This is a genomic window from Mesorhizobium sp. M0960 (genome assembly GCF_040319055.1).
Taxonomy (GTDB): Bacteria; Pseudomonadota; Alphaproteobacteria; order Rhizobiales; family Rhizobiaceae; genus Mesorhizobium.
Genome location: NZ_JAMYNN010000019.1, coordinates 25,881 through 45,026, shown reverse-complemented (window position 1 = coordinate 45,026; position 19,146 = coordinate 25,881). Strand labels below are relative to the sequence as shown.

General features: G+C 63.6%; 16 protein-coding genes and 1 tRNA gene. 9 read left to right on the top strand and 8 right to left on the bottom strand.

All coding sequences use genetic code 11. From position 1 onward, the window contains the following. Positions 1-29: 29 nt before the first annotated feature. Together NKH63_RS25780 and mscL are read right to left on the bottom strand one after the other, a co-directional pair. Positions 30-1,196, bottom strand: a complete 1,167-nt coding sequence (locus NKH63_RS25780) for a pyridoxal phosphate-dependent aminotransferase (RefSeq protein ID WP_352547899.1) — start codon at positions 1,194-1,196, stop codon at positions 30-32. 111 nt (positions 1,197-1,307) lie between these two features. Further along, entirely contained in the window at positions 1,308-1,730 is a 423-nt protein-coding gene (gene mscL, locus NKH63_RS25775; RefSeq protein ID WP_023719476.1) for a large conductance mechanosensitive channel protein MscL, read from the bottom strand. 233 nt (positions 1,731-1,963) lie between these two features. On the opposite strand from mscL, the gene NKH63_RS25770 reads away from it, so the two are divergent. Next, on the top strand, positions 1,964-5,452 hold the full coding sequence (locus NKH63_RS25770; RefSeq protein ID WP_352919177.1) for a PAS domain-containing hybrid sensor histidine kinase/response regulator: 3,489 nt from the start codon (positions 1,964-1,966) through the stop codon (positions 5,450-5,452). A 3-nt stretch (positions 5,453-5,455) separates the two neighbouring features. On the opposite strand, the gene NKH63_RS25765 is transcribed toward NKH63_RS25770, so the two are convergent. Then, on the bottom strand, positions 5,456-6,118 hold the full coding sequence (locus tag NKH63_RS25765; protein WP_502896362.1) for a response regulator transcription factor: 663 nt from the start codon (positions 6,116-6,118) through the stop codon (positions 5,456-5,458). 118 nt (positions 6,119-6,236) lie between these two features. Beyond that, the gene (locus NKH63_RS25760) at positions 6,237-6,668 is read right to left on the bottom strand and encodes a hypothetical protein (RefSeq protein WP_352493790.1); all 432 of its coding nucleotides are present in this window, start codon (positions 6,666-6,668) and stop codon (positions 6,237-6,239) included. A gap of 126 nt (positions 6,669-6,794) precedes the next feature. Here NKH63_RS25760 and NKH63_RS25755 point away from each other — a divergent pair, with 126 nt between their 5' ends. Continuing rightward, positions 6,795-7,145: a DUF952 domain-containing protein gene (locus NKH63_RS25755; protein ID WP_023719480.1), complete on the top strand. Its 351-nt coding sequence runs from the start codon at positions 6,795-6,797 to the stop codon at positions 7,143-7,145. Beyond that, entirely contained in the window at positions 7,142-8,218 is a 1,077-nt protein-coding gene (locus NKH63_RS25750) for a quinone-dependent dihydroorotate dehydrogenase (RefSeq protein ID WP_352848068.1), read from the top strand. Before NKH63_RS25755 ends, NKH63_RS25750 begins: the two co-directional genes overlap by 4 nt. A 3-nt stretch (positions 8,219-8,221) precedes the next feature. Here NKH63_RS25750 and NKH63_RS25745 read toward each other — a convergent pair whose 3' ends face one another. Further along, positions 8,222-9,646 carry an MATE family efflux transporter gene (locus NKH63_RS25745; RefSeq protein WP_352716988.1) on the bottom strand — a complete coding sequence of 475 codons (1,425 nt, stop codon included), beginning with the start codon at positions 9,644-9,646 and terminating at the stop codon, positions 8,222-8,224. Between the two features lie 50 nt (positions 9,647-9,696). Between NKH63_RS25745 and NKH63_RS25740 the strand changes: the two genes are divergently transcribed. Beyond that, entirely contained in the window at positions 9,697-10,599 is a 903-nt protein-coding gene (locus NKH63_RS25740) for a histone deacetylase family protein (RefSeq protein WP_352482474.1), read from the top strand. Between the two features lie 62 nt (positions 10,600-10,661). On the opposite strand, the gene NKH63_RS25735 is transcribed toward NKH63_RS25740, so the two are convergent. Continuing rightward, positions 10,662-10,964: a DUF6460 domain-containing protein gene (locus NKH63_RS25735; RefSeq protein ID WP_254816341.1), complete on the bottom strand. Its 303-nt coding sequence runs from the start codon at positions 10,962-10,964 to the stop codon at positions 10,662-10,664. A 93-nt stretch (positions 10,965-11,057) separates the two neighbouring features. On the opposite strand from NKH63_RS25735, the gene NKH63_RS25730 reads away from it, so the two are divergent. Beyond that, a tRNA-Gly gene (locus NKH63_RS25730) sits at positions 11,058-11,131 on the top strand. Between the two features lie 313 nt (positions 11,132-11,444). Here NKH63_RS25730 and NKH63_RS25725 read toward each other — a convergent pair. Then, a complete protein-coding gene (locus tag NKH63_RS25725; protein ID WP_352482475.1) occupies positions 11,445-12,434 on the bottom strand; it encodes a LysR family transcriptional regulator in 990 nt (329 codons plus the stop codon). 316 nt (positions 12,435-12,750) lie between these two features. On the opposite strand from NKH63_RS25725, the gene chvE reads away from it, so the two are divergent. The 4 genes from chvE (at position 12,751) to araD1 (ending at position 17,912) form a co-directional block, all read left to right on the top strand. After that, positions 12,751-13,815, top strand: a complete 1,065-nt coding sequence (chvE, locus tag NKH63_RS25720; RefSeq protein WP_023719486.1) for a multiple monosaccharide ABC transporter substrate-binding protein — start codon at positions 12,751-12,753, stop codon at positions 13,813-13,815. A gap of 99 nt (positions 13,816-13,914) precedes the next feature. Further along, on the top strand, positions 13,915-15,447 hold the full coding sequence (mmsA, locus tag NKH63_RS25715; RefSeq protein WP_023719487.1) for a multiple monosaccharide ABC transporter ATP-binding protein: 1,533 nt from the start codon (positions 13,915-13,917) through the stop codon (positions 15,445-15,447). Then, positions 15,444-16,736: a multiple monosaccharide ABC transporter permease gene (gene mmsB / locus NKH63_RS25710; protein ID WP_352919172.1), complete on the top strand. Its 1,293-nt coding sequence runs from the start codon at positions 15,444-15,446 to the stop codon at positions 16,734-16,736. Before mmsA ends, mmsB begins: the two co-directional genes overlap by 4 nt. A gap of 183 nt (positions 16,737-16,919) precedes the next feature. After that, positions 16,920-17,912: an AraD1 family protein gene (araD1, locus tag NKH63_RS25705; RefSeq protein ID WP_023719489.1), complete on the top strand. Its 993-nt coding sequence runs from the start codon at positions 16,920-16,922 to the stop codon at positions 17,910-17,912. Between the two features lie 28 nt (positions 17,913-17,940). On the opposite strand, the gene NKH63_RS25700 is transcribed toward araD1, so the two are convergent. Further along, entirely contained in the window at positions 17,941-19,035 is a 1,095-nt protein-coding gene (locus NKH63_RS25700) for a 2'-deoxycytidine 5'-triphosphate deaminase (protein ID WP_352482477.1), read from the bottom strand. Between the last annotated feature and the right edge of the window lie 111 nt (positions 19,036-19,146).

Sequence of the window (19,146 nt, the reverse complement as noted above, 5' to 3'; positions counted from 1 at the left end):
GCGATGCCTGGCGCGAAGCTCAACACACCTCACACAGTCTTCATCCATTTCGCCAGCCGGTGCGCGGCTTCTTCGAGCTGGTCGAGGCGGCGGTGGAAGCATAGCCTGAGGAAAGCTTCGCCGCCGGGGCCGAAGGCGGTGCCGGGGGCCAGGCCGACATTGGCGCGGTCGACCATGTCGAAAGCGGCAGCGCGGGAATCGGTGATGCCGTCGACGGCGAAGAACAGATAGAACGCGCCCTGCGGCACGGTGAACCGCGCCCTGCCGGTTTCGGCGAGAATGCCGCAGACGAGGTCGCGCGCCGCCCTCGCCCGCTCCACCTGTTCGACGATGAAGGCATCGCCCTCGTCGAGGGCGACGACGGCGCCGCGCTGCATGAACTGCGCAACGCCGGAAGTCGAATACTGGACCAGGTTCTCGAACACCTGCTGCAAGGCGGGATGGATCTTGATCCAGCCGATGCGCCAGCCGGTCATCGCCCAGTTCTTGGAAAAGGAATTGACGAACAGGATGCGGTCCTCATCGGCCATGATGTCGATGAACGACGCCGCGCGGCCATGGCCGTAGTGGAACAGCGAATAGATCTCGTCGGCAATGATCCACAGGCCCCTTTCGCGGGCGAGATCGAGGATTGCCTGCAGCGTCTCCTTGTCGGCGGTCCAGCCGGTCGGGTTGGACGGCGTGTTGACGAACAGCGCCTTGGTCCGTGGCGTGATCGCCGCTGCGATCTTGTCGACATCGCAGGACCAGCCATTGCCGGACTGATCAAGGGTGACTGCAACCGGAACGGCGCCGGCCACGCCGGCGGCGGCGGCGAAATTCGGCCATGCCGGCGACAGGTAGACAAGTTCGTCGCCCTTGCCGGCCACCGCGTCGATGGCCATCTGGATGGCATGCATGCCGGAGCCGGTGACGATGAATTCTTCGTTGGCGAAAGTCTTGCCGAAATGCCTGGTGTAGTAGCGGGCGAGCGCCTGCCTGAGTTCGGGAATGCCCCGCTGCCAGGTGTAGAAGGTCTCGCCGGCGGCCAGCGCCTTGGCGGCGGCATCGGTGATGAAGGCAGGCGTCGGCAGGTCGCCCTCGCCGGCCCAAAGCGGGATCATACCGTCGCGGCCGCGGCCACGATTCATGACGGCGACAATGCCGCTTTCGGGCGCCGCCCGCGCTTCGGCGCGCAGAGTATCGATCAGGGTCATGGATGGGTCCGTTTTCGTTTGCTCGACTGCTAGCGTGTTTCAGGGCGGACGAAAACAGAAAACCCCGGCCGCAAGCGACCGGGGTTTTGGTCCAGAAAGTTGCCGCAGGCGCTACTTTCTGGCGAGGAGATCGCGAATTTCGGTGAGCAGCGCGACGTCGGCTGGTGGCGGAGCGGCCGGGGTAGCCGGTTTCTCGCGCTCCAGCCGCTGGCGCAGATTGTTCACCGCCTTGACCATCAGGAAGATAATGAAGGCGAGGATAAGGAAGTTCAACGCCACGGTGATGAAGCTGCCATAGGCGAAGACCGCGCCCTGTTTCTTGGCATCCGCCAGCGATGTGGCGTTAACGGCCGAGGACAAGGGCAGAAAGTAGTTGTTGAAGTCTAATCCGCCCAAAATCGCCCCGATGACCGGCATGATGATGTCGTCGACCAGCGAGGTGACGATCTTGCCGAAGGCAGCGCCGATGATGACGGCGACGGCCAGGTCCATCACATTGCCCCTGGAAATGAATTCCTGAAACTCTTTCAGCATTCGACCCTCCTTTTCCTGACCGGCCGTGCTGCCGTCCACGCCCTCGGCATCGACCGGCAGGCAGAATAGCAAAAACCTGCGGTTGCGACAGGAGCAAAGACGTGTTTCCCCGGCCTGGATTGCGCGAAGCCGCGGCCATAATGCGCCGAAAGCCGCGATGGACTCGGTGGCCAAGCTGTGATTGCGTCTGCAAGGCCGGATGAAAAAGCCGGCGCAGGGAGGAAGTTCGAGGCGTGCAGGGCTGGTTCATCGTCATCATCGCGATCGCCTATGTGACGTTGCTGTTTGCTATCGCCAGCCTGGGCGACCGGCGCTCGACTTCATCCGGGCCTGGCCGCGCCCGGCCCTTTATCTATGCGCTCAGCCTCGCCATCTACTGCACCTCCTGGACCTTCTTCGGCTCGGTCGGGCTCTCCTCCGAGCGCGGCCTCGAATTCCTCGGCATCTATATCGGACCGGTTCTGGTGTTCGTGTTCGGCTTTCCGCTGCTGCAGCGCATCGTCAGGCTGGCAAAGACCGAGAAGATCACCTCGATCGCCGACTTTCTCGGCGCCCGCTACGGCAAGAGCTTCGCTGTCGGGGCGATCGCCACGCTGATCGCAACCATAGGCGCGGTGCCTTACATGGCGCTGCAATTGAAGGCGATCTCCGGCTCGGTCAGCCTGATGGTCGAGCACTATACCGGCTCGCCGCCGTCGTTCGATCCGTTCGTCAGCGACATCTCGCTTGTCGTTGCCATGCTGCTGGCGCTGTTTGCCGTGCTGTTCGGCACGCGCCATGCCGACGCCACCGAACACCAGGACGGTCTGGTGCTGGCGGTGGCGGTCGAGACCGTGGTCAAGCTCGCCGCCTTCCTGGCGATAGGCCTGATGGTCACGTTTCTGATCTTCGGCGGGCCAGGCGATATGTTCGACCGGCTCGCCGAAAACACGCAGGTGCGCCAGGCGATGGGCTACAACACCTCGCTCGCGACCTGGCTGGTACTGACATGCCTGAGCGGCTTTGCCATCCTCATGCTGCCGCGCCAGTTCTACGTCACCATCGTCGAGAACCGCAGCGAGGCTGAGCTGCGCACGGCGACATGGGTGTTTCCGCTCTATCTCGTGGCAATCAACCTGTTCGTGCTGCCGATCGCGCTGGCCGGCCTGGAACTGGTCGGCCCCAGGACCAGCAGCGACCTCTATGTGCTGTCACTGCCGCTGTTCAGCGGCCACGACGTTCTGGCCATGGCCGCCTTTATCGGCGGCCTGTCGGCGGCGACGGCAATGGTGATCGTCGAAAGCGTCGCGCTGTCGATCATGATCTCCAACGACCTGATCATTCCGCTGTTCGTGCGCCGGCTGCTGCGGACCACGACCTCAGAGAGCGAGGACTGGTCGACGCTCATCCTCAATGTGCGGCGGGCGGCGATCTTCATCATGCTGTTCATCGCCTTCCTCTACTACCGCGAGAGCACAAACAGCGCGCGGCTATCCTCGATCGGCCTGATGTCGTTCGCCGCGATCGCGCAGTTCGCGCCGGCAATGATCGGCGGCCTGGTCTGGCGCGGCGCCAACGGAAGGGGTGCGGCACTCGGCATGGTGGCCGGCATCGTCGTCTGGAGCTACACGCTACTGCTTCCCTCGCTCGCCGCGCCCGAGACCGGCATCCTCGTCCACGGCCTGTTCGGCTTCGATGCATTGCAGCCGCAAGCCCTGTTCGGCACCGTCGCCGAGCCGCTGAACCATGGCGTGCTGTGGAGCCTGTCGATCAACACGTTGTTTTTTGTGTTCGGCTCACTGTCGCGCGCGTCGGTGCCGCTGGAACGCATCCAGGCGTCGATCTTCGTGCCGCGCGAGGCGGGGCCGCTGCCGAGCCTGCGCCGCTTCCGCACCACGATCACCGTCAACGACCTCAAGGACACGATCGCGCGCTATCTCGGTGTCGAACGCACCGAGCGCTCCTTCCAGTCATTCGAGAAGAGCAGCGGCACTTCACTGCACGGCAACGAACAGGCCAGCATGGATGTCATCCGCTTCTCCGAGCAGCTTCTGGCCAGTGCCGTCGGCTCCTCCTCGGCGCGGCTGATCCTGTCGCTGCTGCTGCGCCGCAACGACCGCGAATCCAAGGACGCCTTCCGCCTGCTCGACGACGCCACCGAGGCGCTACAGCACAATCGCGACCTGCTGCAGATCGCACTCGACCAGATGGAACAGGGCATCACCGTCTTCGACCGCGATTTCCGGTTGATCTGCTGGAACCGCCAGTACCGGGCGCTGTTCGACCTGCCCGACGAAATGGGCCAGGTCGGCGTCTCGCTCGATCGTATCCTGCGCCACCTTGCCGAGCGCGGCGATATACCGCCAGACCAGCGCGTCACCATGCTGAACCGCCTGACCAGCTTCGTCAGCCCATGGCAGATGGAGCTGAAGACCAGCGGGCGTATCCTGGAATTGCGCTCCAATCCGATGCCGGACGGCGGCATCGTCGCCACCTATGCCGACATCTCAGGGCGCGTCGAGCAGGATCTGGCGCTGAAGCGCGCCAATGAATCGCTGGAACAGCGCGTGAAGAGCCGCACCGCCGAGCTCACCCGCGTCAACGAGGAGCTGGCGCAGGCGCAGATGCTGGCCGAAGAGGCCAATCTCGGCAAGACGCGCTTCCTCGCTGCCGCCGGCCACGACATCCTGCAGCCGCTGAACGCCGCCCGCCTCTATTGCTCGTCGCTGATCGAGAAGACCGGCAAGGGGCCTGCCGGCAAGGCGGCGATGAATATCGAATCGTCGCTGGAATCGGTCGAGACCATCCTCGGCGCGGTGCTCGACATTTCGCGCCTCGATGCCGGCGCGATGAAGCCGGACGATACGAGCTTCGGCCTCGACGGGCTGCTGCGCCAGATCGGCAACGACTTCCGGCCGCTTGCCGCCGAAAAGAAGCTCGAACTCTCGATCATGCCGTCGTCGCTCAGCGTCATGACGGATCGAAATCTGCTGCGCCGGCTGATCCAGAACCTGGTCTCCAACGCCATCAAATATACGCGCCATGGCCGCATCCTGGTCGGCGTGCGGCGGCGCGGCGAACTGGCCGAGATCCAGGTTATCGACACCGGTATCGGCATTGCCGGCGACAAGCTCAACACCGTGTTCCGCGAATTCACCCGGCTCGACGAGGGCATGCGCGAGGCGGAAGGCCTCGGCTTGGGGCTCTCCATCGTCGACCGCATCGCCCGCGTCCTGCGCCTTGAAATCCGGATCTTCTCCAATCCCGGCAAGGGCACGCGCTTTTCCGTGCTGCTGCCGGTGGCGGCCGTGCAGGCACCGCGGCGCGAGGCCGAGGCGAAGCCGCCTGCCCGCGCTACGACCTCGCTTGCCGGGCTGCATGTGCTCTGCATCGACAATGACGGCCGCATCCTCGACGGCATGCGGCTGCTGCTCGAGGGCTGGGGCTGCAGCGTCGACACGCTTTCCGGCGCGGAGGATCTCGACAGGTCCGCCATGCATCGGCCGGACATTGTGCTTGCCGACTATCATCTCGACGACAAGACCGGCCTCGAATTGATCGCCCAGTTGCGTGCGATCCATGGCGAGGACCTGCCGGCCGTGCTGGTCACCGCCGACCGCTCCAGCGAGGTTCGCGCCGCCGCCGGCAGGCTCGACGTGCCTGTGATCAGCAAGCCGTTGAAACCGGCGATGCTGCGCTCGATGATGGCCAGGGTCAGGCCGCTGGCGCCGGCGGCCGAATAAGAATCAGCCGGCGGCCTGCACCGGGTCGCTGCCGATCTTGGACAAAAGGATGACCGCCTGGGTGCGGCTGTCGACGCCGAGCTTCTGCAGGATGGCCGAGACATGCGCCTTGATCGTCGCTTCGGAGACGCCGAGCTCATAGGCTATCTGCTTGTTGAGCAGTCCCTCCGCCAGCATGCCGAGCACGCGCGTCTGCTGTGGCGTCAGCGCCTGCAGCCGCTTGATCAGGTCGGAAATCTCGGGATCGCGCTCGACGCCGAGATCGACCCCGGCGGGTGCCGCGATATCACCTGCGAGCACCGACTGCACCGCATTGCGGATATCTTCCATGCTGGCCGATTTGGAGATGAACCCCGAGGCGCCCAGGTCGAGCGCGCGCCGGATCGTCACCGGATCGTCATGCGCCGAGACCACCATCATCGGCACCGCCGGATGGATGCCGCGCAACGAGATCAGGCCGGAAAGGCCGCTTGCGCCCGGCATCGAGAGGTCGAGCAGGACCAGATCGACATCCTCATTGGCCAGGACCAGCGCCTTGGCGCTTTCGAAATCGCCGGCCTCGTGAATGGCGGCAACATCTCCGATGCCGGCGAGTGCCTCCCTCAATGCACCGCGAAAAAGCGGATGATCGTCGGCGATGACGAATGTGTAGCCCAACGGTGATATCCCTCCCCGAATCCCGTTGGCGATTTTCCGCCTTGCAGGATCTGAACGATCATAACGCTACGCCGCTGTTCGGCGTGGCCGGCTTGCTATTCCCGCCCTAGGTCTTTTTGCGAATTGCCTAGGTCTTTTGCGAATTGGGCTTGGCGCCGTCTTCGTCCTTGTCCATGTCCTTGACGATATCCATGAAGCTGCGCAGGAAGCGCTCCATGTAGCCCATCGTCTTGTTGAAATCCTCCTCGCTGGGCAAAGTCGATTCGAAACGCGCGGCAAGCGAATTTTCGAGCTTGGCGACGCGTTCGTCGAGCGCCTTCACCGAATTTTGCAGCCGGTCGATCTGATCCTGGAAGGCGGCACGTTCGTCGGCCGCCGTCTTGCAGACGAGCTGACCGGAACGCTCCTCGCAGAGCGACATGGCGCCGGTCTGCGTATCCATGCGCACATAGCCATTGGCCGATTTTTCCAGCCGGTAGCGATCGGCTTCCTCGGAAAAGGCCGAAGCTGCGACAAGCGAGACCAGTGCTGCGGGGATCAAGACGTGTTTCAGACGCATGTTTTCCTCCATGAGCCAGTCGGCGCAATCTATCACAGTTTGCGCCGGAATTGGGGAAGAACCTGAAATGGGGAAGAACGCGGGCCTGCCCTTCCCCGCATGATCTGTTCGGACTATAGCGCAATGATGTCCGAGATCATCTACAAGATAGTTCCCGAGGCGCTGTGGCGCGAGGCTGAAAGAGAAGGCCGCTTCACCGGCGCGCCGATCGACGTCGCCGACGGCTTCATCCATTTTTCCACCGCCGGGCAGGTTCGGGAAACGGCGGCCAGACATTTCACCGGCCAAAGCGGGTTGCTTCTGGTCGCCGTCGACAGCGCGCGCCTCGGCGACGCGCTGAAATATGAGGTCTCGCGCGGCGGCGCCTTGTTCCCTCATCTCTACGGCGGGCTCGGCCTCAATGCGGTCGTTTCTGTGCAGGCATTGCCGCTCGGCGCCCACGGCCGGCATGAATTCCCGGCGCTGGAGGCCGAATGAGCGCGTTCGACCGGATCGGCCAAAAACTGCTGTTCACGCTCGATCCGGAAACCGCGCATGGGCTGTCGATTGCCGCGCTGAGATGCGGCCTGCCGGTCGCCGGGCGCCCTTTGCGAGACGACAGGTTGAAGACACGCATCTGCGGGCTCGATTTTCCGAACCCGCTCGGCATGGCCGCGGGTTACGACAAGAATGCCGAAGTGCCGGACGCGCTGCTCGGCCTCGGCTTCGGCTTCGCCGAGGTCGGCACGATCACGCCGCTGCCGCAGACGGGCAATCCGAAGCCGCGCATCTTCCGGCTGCCTTCGGACGGGGCAGTGATCAACCGGCTGGGCTTCAACAATGAAGGCCACGCCGCCGCGGAAAAGCGTCTTGCTGCCCGCAAGGGCCGCGCCGGCGTCGTCGGCGTCAACATCGGCGCCAACAAGGACAGCGCCGACCGCGTCGGCGACTATGAGCGCGGCGTGATCAGGTTTGCGCGATACGCCGGCTATCTGACGATCAACATCTCCTCGCCAAACACGCCGGGCCTGCGCAACATGCAGGCGCGCGAACAGCTTGGTCAACTCCTGTCGCGGGTCATGGCCGCGCGTGCGGCGGCACCGGCAAAGCCGCCCGTCTTTCTCAAGATCGCGCCGGACCTGGTCGAGGCCGAACTGGAGGACATCGCCGCCGAGATCACCGACAAGCAAATGGACGGCGTCATCGTCTCCAACACCACGATCGCGCGAGCCGGCCTGCGCAGCGCGGGCCTTGCCGGCGAGACCGGCGGGCTTTCGGGAAAACCCTTGTTCGAGCGCTCGACCATCGTGCTGGCAAGGATGCGAAAACTACTTGGCCCGGATCCCGCCATCATCGGCGTCGGCGGCGTCGATTCCGCCGAGACGGCGCTGGAAAAGATCCGTGCCGGCGCCGATCTCGTCCAGCTCTATACCGGCATGATCTATGCCGGGCCTGCGCTGCCGGGGCGTATTCTTTCCGGCATGGTCCGTTTCATGGACAGTCAAGGGCTGAAGTCGCTGCGCGAGCTTCGCGACAGCCGCCTCGATCACTGGGCGACGAAACCGCTTTAGCGATCAGTTAAAGACCGTGCGCACCCGCAGCCGCAATATAGTGAGCAGGCTGAAGCCGCGTACCAGCAGGAACACGTGCAGCGCCGCCCACAGGCCGTGATTGCCGAACGCCGGCGCCAGGATCAGCAACGCGGCGCTGAACGCCAGGAACGACACCAGCATCATGTTGCGCATGTCGCGCGACCATGTCGCGCCGATGAAAACACCGTCCATCTCGAAAGCCAGCACGCCGCTGAGTGCGGTGAATGCCGCCCATGGCAAGTAGATGTCGGCGACGGCGCGGACGTCTGTCGAGGTCGTGATCAGGGCGACCAGACCGGTGCCTTCCAGCAGGAGCACGAGCGTCGCCACGCCTGCCAGGCCGAGCCCCCAAAGCAGCGTCAGCCGCACCGCCTGGTCAAACGCCGTGGCGGCACGGGCGCCGATGGCGCGCCCGGCCAGCTGTTCGGCGGCGGTGGCGAAACCGTCGAGGAAATAGCCGGCAACCAGGAAGAGGTTCATCAGCACGGCGTTGGCGGCCAGCGTCAGCGTGCCGAATTGCGCGCCTTGGCGCGTGAACAGCGCGAAGGCGGCGAGCAGTGAGAAGGAGCGGATCATGATATCGCGATTGAGCGACATCATGCGCAGGAATGCCGGCAAATCGAGGACGCGATGGCGCGGCAGCCTGGGTGCGGCCCAGAAGCGCCGGCCGACGATGGCGAGACCAAGCAGCATGGCGACGAACTCGCCGGTGAGCGTCGCCCAGGCGACGCCGGCAACGCCCCAGCCAAGCTCCAGGGCGAGCAGGAAGCAGAGCGCGATATTGATGCCGTTCAGCACCAGCTGCAGCATCAGCCCGAGCCCGCCCTCGCCGCGCCCCAGCACATAACCAAGGATGGCGTAATTGATAAGCGAGAACGGTGCTGCGAGCATCCTGATGCGGATATAGACGTCCATCGCCGCCCCGACGCGCGGCTCGGCGCCGATGAACCATTGCCCGGCAGCCGAAACCAGGGGCGCAAGTGCGGCAAACACGATGCCGGCGACGACCGCGATCAGCACGGCGCGCCAGAACACCGCCTGCTCCTCCAGTGCATCGCCGCGCCCGAAGGCCTGGGCGACGAGGCCGGTGGTGCCGGAGCGCAGGAAGTTGAAGGTGGTGAAAACGACGTCGAAGATCAGGGCGCCGGCCGCCAGGCCGCCGAGAAGGGCGGCGTCGCCGAACTGTCCGACCACCGCCGTGTCGACAATTCCGAGCAACGGCGTCGTCAGATAGGCAAGCGTCATCGGCACGGCGATGGCGAGCACCGAACGGTTGGTGACGACGAAAGCCCTGGCTTCGGTGACGTGGGCTTCGGTGGGTAAAGCCTGTTCCAAACGTGTGTTGCTTCCTGTTGCGGCTTGATCGGCTAGCCGATGTGCCCCAGTTTGCGGATCTCGCGCAACCATCCATCCCGGCATGGTCAACCGAAACCCGCCTCTGGCGCACCGGCCGTCCCATGTCCTTGCAGATCGTTCATCATCCCGATTACGACGCCGGTTTCGCCGTCAACCACCGCTTCCCGATGAGCAAATATCCGCTGCTGATGGACGCCTTGCGGGCACGCGGCCTGGCGCGGCCCGAAGCACTCAACACACCAGCGGTGGCGCGGCCATCATGGCTGAAGCTTGCCCACGCGGCAGACTATGTCGACCAGGTGCTTGCCTGCGACGTGCCGGTGAGGATCGAGCGCGAGATCGGCTTTCCGGTGGGACCGCGGGTTTCGCTGAGGGCGCAGCTCGCAACGGCCGGCACGGTGATGGCGGCGCGGCTGGCTTTGCTGAACGGAATCGCTTGCAACACGGCCGGCGGCAGTCATCACGCGCGGCGCGCGCAAGGCGCCGGCTTCTGCACCTTCAACGACGTGGCCGTTGCCGCGCTGGTGCTGCTCGCCGAAGGTGCCGCCCAAAACATCCTGGTCGTCGACCTCGACGTGCATCAGGGCGACGGCACGGCGGATATCCTGAACGACGAGCCGCGCGTGTTTACCTTCTCCATGCATGGCGACCGCAACTACCCCGCGCGCAAGATCGCCTCCAACCTCGACGTCGCCCTGCCCGACGGCACCGGCGATGCAGCCTATCTGGAGCGGCTGGGCGCCATCCTGCCGGAGCTGTCGGCGCGAAAGCGCTGGGATCTCGTCTTCTACAATGCCGGCGTCGATGTCCATGCCGAGGACCGGCTCGGCAGGCTGGCGCTGTCGAATGACGGGCTGCGCGCCCGCGACGATATGGTGATCCGCCATTTCCGCACGCTAGGCGTCCCGGTGTGCGGCGTTATCGGCGGCGGCTATTCGACGGATGTCGCAGCACTTGCCGCACGCCACGCCATCCTGTTCGAGGTGGCTGCGGGCTACGCGTGAAAGGCTGTTTGTTTGAGCATGATCTTTTCCGAAAGCCGGTTCCCACTTTTTGGGATCATGCTCTACTTCCTGAAATTGGCGATCCTGAGCAGGATGAAGGCCGGCACGACGATCGCGGCACCGAGCAGGATGTAGCCGAGGAAGCGGTCGATGGCGTGGAAGCCCAAATTCCACAGGTCGATGAAGAATTTGCGGATGCCGTAGAGCACGTCCATCGGCGACCAGCCGAAGGCGTTCATGACCAGGCCGACGAGGAACGACACCACAAGCAGCTTCAAGATCACCCGGAGCGGCGTATCGCCGAGAAAGCGGTTCAGTGCGGACAAGGCCTGTCTCCACAGTCGGGTGCCGCGATTCGGGCACATGCCCAGAAATACGCAGTTGACCGCCCGGCATCAAGCCGAGCCCTCAAACCGGATTGCGCATCGGCGCCGGGCCATGATATCGGAGGAACCAGCGCGGGTATGATGTAATGGTAGCTTGTCAGCTTCCCAAGCTGAACGCGCGGGTTCGATTCCCGCTACCCGCTCCAGCGTTTGCCACACGGGTTGCGCCTGAGTTGGCGATGTTGAAAACTTGCGGCTTTACAGGCAGTTTTACAGCTGCTGGCCGTCCTTCATCTGTTTGGCCGATGTGCCAGTTCGTCGGGTATCTCACATTGAGGGTCGGCGGGGCCTCGAATGACCCCAACCGGAATGTCTACCCTTGGCCCGCTGGCTTCTGCTGGCGGGCTTTTTTTGAGCATCACGCAGCAGTTGTGGCCGACGTGCATCGGCGCCGCTGCTGGTGGGCCTGTCTGGTCGTCTGGCCGGCCACGGGATGCGCCCCGCTACCCGCTCCAATCCTCAGCCCACCTCCCGCAAAATAAAATCGTGCAGCATCTTGGCCGCCGGCGACAGCGCGCGGTTCTTTACCGTGATCAGGCTGTAGGGCCTGACCTCGATGTCGAACTCGGTCTGGACGACGTCGATGGCGCCGTCGAGCCCTTCGGGGTTCTGAATGAACTTCGCGACCTGGATCGACACCGGCGCGATCGCGTCGGATTGCGCGACCATGACCAGAGTCAGTAACAGCGAGCTGGTGTTGAGGATGCGATCCGGCAGCGCGATGTTGCGGTTCAAAAAGTTGCTTTCCATGGCTTGGCGCAGCGGCGAGCCGCCCGACTGGAAAACCCAGTCATAGGCGGCGGTGTCTTCCAACCGCACTGCCTTGCCCTTGGTCAGCGGGTGGCCGCGGCGCACGATCAGGCAGGCCTTCTCGACGCCGATGACGCGGGCCTCGAACAGCCGCGGATTGAGGTCGTCGGGGATGCGGGCGATGATGAAATCGTGCCGAGAGGCGATCAGCTCGCGCGCCAGCACGTTCGAGGTCTCGACCTGCATGGTGATCTCGATGCGCGGATAGAGGCGCCGGATCTCGCGGATCGCCGGCACCGCCAGCTCGATCGCCGGTGCCGTGACCGCGCCCAGGAACACCGAGCCGCCCTTGCCCGCCTTGAGCTCGAAGATCTCGCGGTCGACCTCGCGCATCTCGAGCAGGATCGACCGCGCGCGCCGTGCCAACGCCTTGCCATAGGGCGTCAGCGTGATGCCACGCGGCAGCCTTTCGCAGAGCTTGACGTCGAGCACCGCCTCCATCTCGGCGATCATGCGCGAAGCCGCCGGCTGCGAGATGTTCATGACCTGGGCCGCGGCACTCACCCGGCCGTGCTCGTCGAGGGCTGCGATCATACGCATGTGACGCAGGCTCAAGCCGCTGCGCAGCAGGGTTCCGCCATCGCGCGGAATCTCATCGTAACCGGCTGATATTCCACCAGGATTTCGCAGCGCCGCCATGATTTTTCCCTACTCCTACGCCCGGCGCGCCAGCTGGATCCGGCAGCGTCGTCACTAGCCTAAGCCATATCAGTCTCGATATAGCAACCATCAAAGATCGCATTTGACAGTTATGGCAAAGCGACACACCCTTCGCGCGTCCTGAGACTTGACGGTCGGTGACGAGGGAAAACTCGTATCGATTGAACCAGAGTTTCGGGGCCGATTGGGAGGATACCGGAGATCGATTGACGGCAGCGGCGCGTTTGGCGCTCCTGCACGATTGCGCGGCCCACGAAACCCAAGGGTACGCGTCCATCAACCAGGGAGAGTTAATGTGAAGATTATCAAGACACTGGCCGCCGTCGCGGCCCTAGGCATCGCGGCTATGACGCTGCCGGCGCAAGCGGGCGAAGGCCTGGTCGGCGTGCTGATGCCCACCAAGACCTCGCAGCGCTGGATCAACGACGGCGACGCCGTCAAGTCCCAGCTCGAGGCTCTGGGCTACACTGTCGACCTGCAATACGCGCAGGACGACATTCCGAACCAGCTCAGCCAGCTGGAAAACGAAATCACCAAAGGCCCGAAGGCGCTGATCATCGCTTCGATCGACGGCACCACGATGGGGGATGCGCTGCAGAAGGCGAATGACGCCGGCGTCGTCGTCGTCGCTTACGACCGCCTGATCAAGAAGACGCCAAATGTCGACTACTACACCACCTTCGACAATTTCGGCGTCGGCGTCATCCAGGCCAAATCGCTGCTCAAGGGCCTCGGCTATCCCGAGAAGAAAGGCCCGTTCAACATCGAGCTGTTCGGCGGTTCGCCGGACGACAACAATGCGTTCTTCTTCTATAACGGCGCCATGTCGGTTCTTCAGCCGCTGATCGACGACAAGACCCTCGTCGTGAAGTCCGGCCAGATGGGCATGGACAAGGTCGGCACGCTGCGCTGGCTGGCGGCAACCGCCCAGGCCCGCATGGACAATCTGCTCTCCGCCAACTACTCGGACGGCAGCCGCGTCGATGGCGTGCTCTCGCCCTATGACGGCCTGTCGCGCGGCATCATCGCTTCGCTGCGCGCCGTAGGCTACGGCACTGCCGATCAGCCATGGCCGATCGTCACCGGACAGGACGCCGAGACCGCTTCGGTCAAGGCGATCATCGCCGGCGAGCAGTATTCGACCGTGTTCAAGGACACCCGCGAACTCGCCAAGGCGACGGTCGAACTCGTCGACAAGGTGCTCTCGGGCGGCAAGCCGGAAGGCCTCGACACCACGACCTACAACAACGACGTCAAGGTCGTTCCCTCGATCCTGTTGACGCCGCATGACGTCGACAAGTCGAACTACCAGGCGCTGGTGGTCGACTCCGGCTACATCAAGGCCGAAGAACTGAAGTAATCGCGGTTACAAAGCCTGGGGTCCTGCGCAGGCAGGGCCCCTTTTCGTTGGCGAGCCAGCCCGGTATTGTTTGCGGACCTCGCAGGAGTGGTATTCTCAATGGCATCGACGATTTTGGAGATGCGCGACATCACCAAGACGTTTCCCGGCGTCAAGGCGCTGTCGAACGTCAAGCTCATGGTCGAGGAAGGCGAGATCCATGCCGTGGTCGGCGAGAACGGCGCCGGCAAGTCGACGCTGATGAAGGTGCTGTCGGGTGTGTATCCGTCCGGCACCTATGACGGCCAGATCATCTATCGCGGCGATGAGTGCCATTTCAAAGGCATCCATGACAGCGAGCGCAAGGGCATCGTCATCATCCACCAGGAGCTTGCGCTGGTGCCGATGCTGTCTATCGCCGAAAACATATTTCTCGGCAACGAGCAGGCCAAATACGGCGTCATCGACTGGAATGCCAACGAGACGCGCACCAGCGCCCTGCTCAAGAAGGTCGGCCTCAAGGAAGACCCCAACACGCTGATCACCAATATCGGCGTCGGCAAGCAGCAGCTGGTCGAGATCGCCAAGGCGCTCAGCAAAGAAGTGAAGCTGCTCATTCTGGACGAGCCGACGGCGAGCCTGTCCGAAAAGGACAGCCAGGCGCTGCTCGATCTGCTGCTCGAATTCAAGCGGCAGGGCATCACTTCGATCCTGATCTCCCACAAGCTCAACGAGGTGAACCGGGTCGCCGACAAGGTCACGATCATCCGTGACGGCCGGACCATCGAGACGTTGGCCAAGAAGGACATCTCGGAGGACCGCATCATCACCTCGATGGTCGGCCGTTCGCTCGACGACCGCTACCCGCCGCGAGAGCCGAAGATCGGTGAGACCGTTCTCGAAGTGAAAAACTGGTCGGTCTACCATCCCATCCATGCCGAGCGGCAGGTCATCAAGGGCATCAACCTCAACGCCCGCAAGGGCGAGGTGGTCGGCATTGCCGGGCTGATGGGCGCCGGCCGGACCGAGTTTGCCATGAGCCTGTTCGGCCGGTCCTATGGCCGTCGCATCACGGGCGAGGTGTTCCTTAACGGCAAGCCGATCGATGTCTCTTCGGTGAGCAAGGCGGTGGAACACGGCATCGCCTATGTTACGGAGGACCGCAAGACCTACGGTCTCAACTTGATCGACCATATCAAGCATAACATCACGCTGGCCAACCTGCCCGGCGTCTCGCGCCATGGCGTTATCGACGATTTGCGCGAGCTTTCCGTCGCCAACGATTATCGCGGCAGGACCAATATCCGCGCCTCAAGCGTCTACCAGATGACCGGCAACCTTTCTGGCGGCAATCAGCAGAAGGTGGTGCTGTCGAAATGGCTGTTCGCCAATCCGGAAGTGCTGATCCTCGACGAGCCGACACGCGGTATCGATGTCGGCGCCAAATATGAAATCTATACGATCATCGCGCGTCTCGCCTCCGAGGGTAAGGCAATCATCGTCATCTCGTCGGAAATGCCCGAACTGCTCGGCATCACCGACCGCATCTACGTCATGAACGAAGGACGCATCGTCGGCGAAATGGCGGCGAGCGACGCCAGCCAGGAAAAGATCATGCGCGCCATCGTCCGTGGAGAAGGGAAAGCATCATGAGCACCGAAAGCGCTCCCGGGCCGCAAACCGGCGTCGCCCAGGATATACAACAGGCACCTCGCATTGCCGTCTCGGCGCTGGTCACCAATCTGCGCGAATACGGGTTGGTGCTGGCGTTGATCGCAATCATGGTGTTCTTCCAGTTCACCACGTCCGGAACGCTGTTCAAGCCGGTGAACCTCAGCAATCTCGTGCAGCAGAACAGCTTCATCATCGTGATGGCGCTGGGCATGCTTCTGGTGATCGTTTCGGGCCATATCGATCTCAGCGTCGGCTCAGTCGCCGGCTTCATCGGCGCACTGGCGGCGATGATGATGGTTATCTGGCCGCTTGGCCCATTGAGCAATCCGCTGGTGGTGTCGATCATCTGCCTGATCGTGGGTGGCGCGATCGGCGCGGCACAAGGCTACTGGATTGCCTATCACCGAATACCGAGCTTTATCGTCACGTTGGCGGGCATGCTGATCTTCCGCGGCATCTGTCAGGCGCTGCTGGGTGGCGGGTCTTCCGTGGGGCCGCTTCCAGTCGGCTTCAAGGCGCTGAGTTCCGGCTTCATTCCGGACCTGATCGGCCCATTGACGCTGATACCACCGACCGTGAACGCCGCCGGCAAAACCATTGTCGGCAGCGGCCTGACGCTGCACCTGACGACTATCGTGATCGGCCTCGCCGCCGTGCTCGCCTATGCCTATTTCGGGCTCAGGGCGCGGCGCACCCGCGAGCGGCATGGCTACGAAGCCGAGCCTTTCTCGCTGTTCGTCGTCAAGAGCCTGGTGATCAGCGGGCTGGCACTGTTTCTGGTCTACCAATTCGCCACCTATAGGGGCCTGCCCATCGTTCTCATGGTGATGGGCGTGCTGATAGCGTTGTTCGTCTTCGTTACCAAACGCATGACGATCGGACGCCGCATCTATGCGATGGGCGGCAATGCCAAGGCAGCCCAGCTATCGGGCATCAAGACCGAACGGCTGACGTTGATGGTGTTCATCAACATGGGCGTGCTGTCGGCACTCGGCGGCCTGATTATCGCGGCGCGCCTGGGGCAGGCGGTGCCTGCGGCGGGCCTCGGCAGCGAACTCGACGTCATCGCCGCGGTGTTCATTGGTGGCGCTTCGGCGATGGGCGGCGTCGGCCAGGTCATCGGCGCGGTGGTCGGCGGTTTCATCATGGGCGTCATGAACAACGGCATGTCGATCATGGGCGTCAATGTCGATTGGCAGCAGGTGGTCAAAGGCCTGGTGCTGCTCGGCGCCGTCGTCTTCGACGTCTACAACAAGAACAAGGGTTGAGAGGCAACCAGGAGGCATACAGGTCACATCGCGGCGCTGCCGGGCGGCGCGAAGAAGTCCCCCGAGGGACCTGACCCGCGAGCGCAATCCGGACGAAGAATTTCAACCGCGGCGTGGACAGGGTCCGAGCCGCGCCGGGCAGGGTTTGCCAAGAAGGCAGGCCGCAATTCAGAGAGGGTTACCATGCTGATCTCACAGATCCTCGACGACGCCGAGACGATCCGCGTCGTTGCCCGCAACGGCGGCAAGACCCGCGTCATCAACGGCGCTCGCAGCGTCTATTCGCTGGCGATGGAAGCCGCGCGCACCGGCACCGGGCTTGTCGCCCTGATCGAGCGCAAGGGCTTCGGCGAAACCGTCGATCTCGACGCAGCCTACAAGAAGGGACGGCTGCTGTCGCCGATCAACCATCCCGATCCGGCGCATCTCCATCTCACCGGCACCGGGCTGACGCATCTCGGCTCCGCCGCGACCCGCGATTCCATGCACAAGAAGCTCAGCGATGGCGGCGAGGAACAGCTGACCGATTCCATGAAGATGTTCCGCATGGGGCTGGAGGGCGGCAAGCCGGCGAAGGGCCAGATCGGCGTGCAGCCCGAATGGTTCTACAAGGGCAACGGTACCATGGCAGTGGCGCCCGGCGCGGCGCTCATGTCGCCCGCCTTCGCCCAGGATGCCGGCGAGGAGCCGGAAATCGCCGGAATCTATGTGATCGGCGACGACGGCGCCCCGTTCCGCGTCGGCTTCACGCTGTCGAACGAGTTTTCCGACCACGTCACCGAGCGCGTGAATTATCTCTTCCTCGCCCATTCGAAACTGCGCAACGCCTCGTTCGGGCCGGAGATCCTGATCGGCGACCTGCCGTCCGACATTCGCGGCGCTTCACGCATCCTGCGCCACGGCAAGCTGCTTTGGGAAAAGCCGTTCCTGTCGGGCGAGGCGAACATGTCGCACACCATTGGCAATCTCGAGCATCACCACTTCAAATACTCGGCCTTCCGCCAGCCGGGCGACGTGCATGTGCACATGTTCGGCACGGCGACGCTGTCCTTCGCCGACGGCATCAGGACGGAGGCCGGCGACGTGTTCGAAATCGAGGCGCAGGATTTCGGCCTGCCGCTGCGCAACCCGCTCGAAATCGAGCAGCCGGTGAAGGTGGCGGTGAAGGCGCTTTGAGCCGGCATAGCCGCAAGTAAGGGGAAGCTCAGCGCGCCGCGCGGAAATGCTTGGACAGTTTTAGGCCCTGCGCCTGATAGTTGGAGCCGAGATCGGTGCCGTAGAGTGCCTGCGGCCGTTTCAGCATGTGCTCGTAGACCAGCCGCCCGACGATCTGGCCATGGTCGAGAATGAACGGCACTTCGTGGCTACGCACCTCGAGCACCGCCCGGCTGCCGGTGCCGCCCGACGCCGAATGGCCGAAACCGGGGTCGAAGAAACCGGCATAATGGACGCGAAACTCGCCGACCAACGGATCGAAGGGCGTCATTTCGGCGGCGTAGAGCGGCGGCACATGCACCGCCTCGCGTGACACCAGGATATAGAATTCGTCCGGATCGAGCACCAGCTCGCCGGCACCGCTCTTGTAGAGCGGCTCCCAGAAATCGACGACATCCTGCGCGGCGCGCTTGTCGACGTCGACCAGGCCGGTGTGGTGCTTGCCGCGATAGCCGACCAGCCCGTCCTTGTCACCGTCGAGGTCGATCGACAACGCGATGCCGCCGCCTGAGATGTTGGGCGGCTCGGTGGCGACCAGCATCTCGGCGCGATGCAGGTCGTGCAGTTCGCTTTCCGACAAAAGCGCATTGCCGGTGCGGAACCTGATCTGCGACAGCCGCGAGCCGGTGCGCACGACGATCGGGAAGGTGCGCGGGCTGACCTCCAGATAGAGCGGGCCTTCATAGCCGGCGGCGATCTTGTCGAACTCGTGGCCGCGGTCGGTCATTACCCGAGTGAAGATGTCGAGCCGCCCGGTCGAGCTCTTCGGGTTGGCCGAAGCCGAAATATGCGCGGGCAGCGCCAGGCTTTCGAGCAGTGGCACGATGTAGACGCAGCCGGTTTCGAGCACGGCACCTTCGGCGAGGTTGATCTCGTGCAACTTCAGCCGGTCGAGCTTGTCGACAACTCTGTGGTCGGGGCCGGGCAAGAAGGAAGCACGCACGCGCCAGGCCTTGTCGCCGAGCCTGAGGTCAAGGCTGGCCGGCTGGATCTGGTCGGCATCGAGCGCGCGCGGCGATTTCAGCGCGCCCGTCTGGAACAGCGCGGAAATATCCCGATCGGGAAGAATGCCTGTCTGCCGCAAGGGTCTGGCTCCGTTCGAACACCGGGCGAGGTCTTGTTTCGTCACAGGTCCTTGCCACAAACCGTGGACGCCTTTGGCACCTGCTTGGTACAACCGTCTTAATCATGCCGG

Coding starts and splice junctions, on each gene's coding strand:
- NKH63_RS25755 (WP_023719480.1), top strand. CDS start 6,795: ATGTCCGAGATCATCTACAAGATAGTTCCCGAGGCGCTGTGGCGCGAG.
- NKH63_RS25745 (WP_352716988.1), bottom strand. CDS start 9,646: ATGGTTGCGCGAGATCCGCAAACTGGGGCACATCGGCTAGCCGATCAA.
- NKH63_RS25740 (WP_352482474.1), top strand. CDS start 9,697: ATGTCCTTGCAGATCGTTCATCATCCCGATTACGACGCCGGTTTCGCC.
- NKH63_RS25780 (WP_352547899.1), bottom strand. CDS start 1,196: ATGACCCTGATCGATACTCTGCGCGCCGAAGCGCGGGCGGCGCCCGAA.
- NKH63_RS25750 (WP_352848068.1), top strand. CDS start 7,142: ATGAGCGCGTTCGACCGGATCGGCCAAAAACTGCTGTTCACGCTCGAT.
- mscL (WP_023719476.1), bottom strand. CDS start 1,730: ATGCTGAAAGAGTTTCAGGAATTCATTTCCAGGGGCAATGTGATGGAC.
- araD1 (WP_023719489.1), top strand. CDS start 16,920: ATGCTGATCTCACAGATCCTCGACGACGCCGAGACGATCCGCGTCGTT.
- NKH63_RS25725 (WP_352482475.1), bottom strand. CDS start 12,434: ATGGCGGCGCTGCGAAATCCTGGTGGAATATCAGCCGGTTACGATGAG.
- mmsA (WP_023719487.1), top strand. CDS start 13,915: ATGGCATCGACGATTTTGGAGATGCGCGACATCACCAAGACGTTTCCC.
- NKH63_RS25735 (WP_254816341.1), bottom strand. CDS start 10,964: ATGTGCCCGAATCGCGGCACCCGACTGTGGAGACAGGCCTTGTCCGCA.
- mmsB (WP_352919172.1), top strand. CDS start 15,444: ATGAGCACCGAAAGCGCTCCCGGGCCGCAAACCGGCGTCGCCCAGGAT.
- NKH63_RS25760 (WP_352493790.1), bottom strand. CDS start 6,668: ATGCGTCTGAAACACGTCTTGATCCCCGCAGCACTGGTCTCGCTTGTC.